Source organism: Pleionea sp. CnH1-48 (assembly GCF_024124665.1).
Taxonomy (GTDB): Bacteria; Pseudomonadota; Gammaproteobacteria; order Enterobacterales; family Kangiellaceae; genus JAMXSB01.
The window spans coordinates 1-3,055 of record NZ_JAMXSB010000035.1 but is presented as its reverse complement, the minus strand read 5'-3'; the positions used below and the strand labels follow the sequence as shown (position 1 = coordinate 3,055).

The following is a 3,055-nucleotide window of genomic DNA, read 5'->3' as shown; positions in this document are numbered from 1 at the left end:
CCTGCAAAGCCTGCTCTGCTATCTCAACATCAAAGCTCCCTTCTACACGCAACGCTATCGGCATGTTGTACTCTGGACTGCCGCCTTCCAACTGGTCGATAAACCATAAACGTTGTTGCGCAAAGGATAAAACTTCTGACGTTTCACTGTTTTCTCTGGGCGTCAGCGAAGGTCGTTCGACTGATTCGCCTTGAGACTGAACAGCTTTAAAGAAATCAATCAACTGTTGCTTATTTTGTAAAACATCCTGTTTGATATCTTCAGGAAACTCATCAACAGTCAGTTCATACTTTAAGTACTCGCCATCGTAGGAAAGAAAAACGCCATGTTGTGCAGCTTTCTCTAGTAGTTGTTGCATCACTAAAGCACTCCTTCCTCTTTGACTACCGCCTGCTTTTTCATTTCGTCGATTGTCGAAAGTGTTTGTTGCGCAATGATCAAACTGGCTAACTCACGCAAGTTCTTTATCTCAAACAAAGTACGAACAGGTAGTTCCAAATTGAAACTTTGACGAATGTCCGTCGCCATACGAACAATTAACAATGAATGCCCACCCAGCTCGAAAAAGTTAGCATCAACACTGATAGCCTTGGCCTCGATGTTTAACAACGAGCCCCATATTTCAGTAACCATAGTCTCTACATCATTTGCAGGCTCTATGTAATGCTCCTCTTCCCACGAAGACTCCATTGTCTGTAATTTTTTCTTATCGACTTTTCCTCGATCATTAAAAGGCATGCTTTCAAGAGACACGAGCAAAGAGGGCATCATGTAACCAGGAATTTTTTCTTGAAGCTCTTCTTTTAAGAGAGACTTCCACTCTGAGTTTTTGGCAAAACTAGGATCAAGCTCAAGAAAAGCAACCATTCGCGAAGGTTCACCACCATCACCGGCCTTCATAACGACAGCTGCCAGACGTACATACTCACATGTGTGAAGCTGCTGTTCGATCTCAGCTAACTCAACTCGGTAGCCACGAATTTGTACCTGGTCATCTTCTCGCCCAACAAAAACCAACTGACCATCTTGAAGATATCGAACACGATCTCCGGTTCGATAAAGTCGTTGTGAAGATAAAGGATGCTTAACAAAACTTTTGTTAGTTAACTCAGGTTGGTTGATGTATTCTTTTGCCAGGCAAGGGCCGCCAATGTATAACTCTCCAACGGTTCCTAGAGGACATAATTGTTGGTGCTCATCCAATACCAATAATTGACGATTGCCAAACACTTGCCCCATTCTTACCTGTTGCAAATCGTCTTTGTTGATTGCTCTAACAGCTGAAGTAATAACCGCTTCTGTTGGACCATAAGCGTTAAACAATTGACAGGATGATGAAATATCTAAGTCGAACCATTGTTGAACGACTTCTTTACCAAGTGCTTCGCCTCCCACAACCAAACGAGTTAATGAACAGCTTTGCCATAAAGTATCAAAGTCTTTGTGTGTGATCTGAGCCAGATACCCTGGCGACAAATCGGTGATAGTCACCTTATGTTGTTCAACCATTTTGAAGAAAGCCTGCCCTTCGAGCAATGCATCTGGTGCAATCACAAGCCTACTTCCACCGATTAATCCCGTCAGGGTTTGCTCAAAGAAAGTATCAAATCCATAGGAAGCTAATTGAAGTACAGTATCGGTAGAATTGAACTGGAAATAATCACACACGTTCAACAAGTGCGATGCTAAGGCAATGTGCTCCACTAACACGCCTTTAGGTTGTCCGGTAGATCCAGAGGTGTAGACAATATAGGCAGGCATCTCTAGTGGATGTGAAAACGCCAGGTTAAGATTGTCTTCGGAATATTGAGACAGGAGTGATAAAGTTTTCTCTGAGTCCATCTCAATTGACGTCATTTTATCCTGAGAACTAAAGTAACGCTCAAGTTCAGAACTTGTCAGTACATGATTTAATTGTGCGTCTGATGCAATAAAACTGAGTCGCTCTTGAGGATACTGAGGATCTAACGGAACATAAACTCCGCCCGCTTTAAATATTGCCAGCATGCCAACAATAATATTTGGCGAGCGCTCCACACAAAGTCCAACAGAATCGCCAGGCTTAACACCCAACTCTAATAAATAATGAGCAAGCTGATTCGCTTGCGCGTTTAACTCGGCATAAGTCAGAGAGCGGTCATCACAGATAACGGCCACGTTATCTGGTGTTTTCTCAACTTGCTGTTCTATATATTGATGAGTTAACTGCTTTGCTAACACTGACTTTGCTTGCGGATTTAATTCATTAACTTGATATTCAACTTCATTACGAGAAAGTAATGGTAGCTGCTCTACCTTTTGAATATCTGTTTTTACAAACTCAGAAAGTAAGCGAACAAAGTGTTCCTGCAACTGTTCAATATGCTCGAGTGTAAAGAGCGATGTATCAAATAGCCAACATAGTTCCAATACTTTGTCATCAAACTGTCCACTCAGCTCCAAATCAAACTTCGCGACAGAATGATCAGTAGCAATGGGAGACAATGAAACTTCCGGTAATTGAAGCTCCGCACTTTGATCTTCATCCATTGTCAAAAGCACCTGAAACAATGGAGTATGTTGTTGGCTTCGACTCTGACAACAATGCTCAACTAAAAACTCAAATGGCACATCCTGATGTAACTGTGCATCCAGATTCACTTGCTTTACATGCTCAAGATAGTCATTAAAATCGCTATAGTCTGTCGAAGTTCGCAACACCAATGTGTTAACAAAAAATCCGATCAATGCATCCAATTCCGATTGCGTTCGATTCGCTACTGGCGTGCCAATTACTATGTCTTGACTGTTGCTGTGTCGTGAAAGTAATAAAGCAAAAGCCGCATGCAAGATCATGAACATGGTCATGTTGTTTTGAGTCGCAAGACTCTGTAGTGCAACACTCAGCGACTCTGGTAACCGCTTAATCACAGTACCCGCTTGATACTGTTTCAGCTCAGGCCGTTCAAAATCGAGAGGTAAACCATGAACCACTGGCACATCCTCTAACTGAGTCTGCCAGTAACCCAACTGCTGCTCCAACACCTCACCACTCAACCACTCTCGTTGCCAATGC

2 protein-coding genes are annotated in these 3,055 nt (G+C 42.6%); both read right to left on the bottom strand.

Annotation, left to right across the window (positions count from 1 at the left end; all coding sequences use genetic code 11):
* A partial coding sequence (locus tag NH399_RS25230) for a condensation domain-containing protein (RefSeq protein WP_253044289.1) occupies positions 1 to 358 on the bottom strand: 358 nt, incomplete at its 3' end.
* Between the two features lie 2 nt (positions 359 to 360).
* On the bottom strand, positions 361 to 3,055 hold a 2,695-nt coding region (locus NH399_RS25225; RefSeq protein ID WP_253044287.1), incomplete at its 5' end, for an amino acid adenylation domain-containing protein.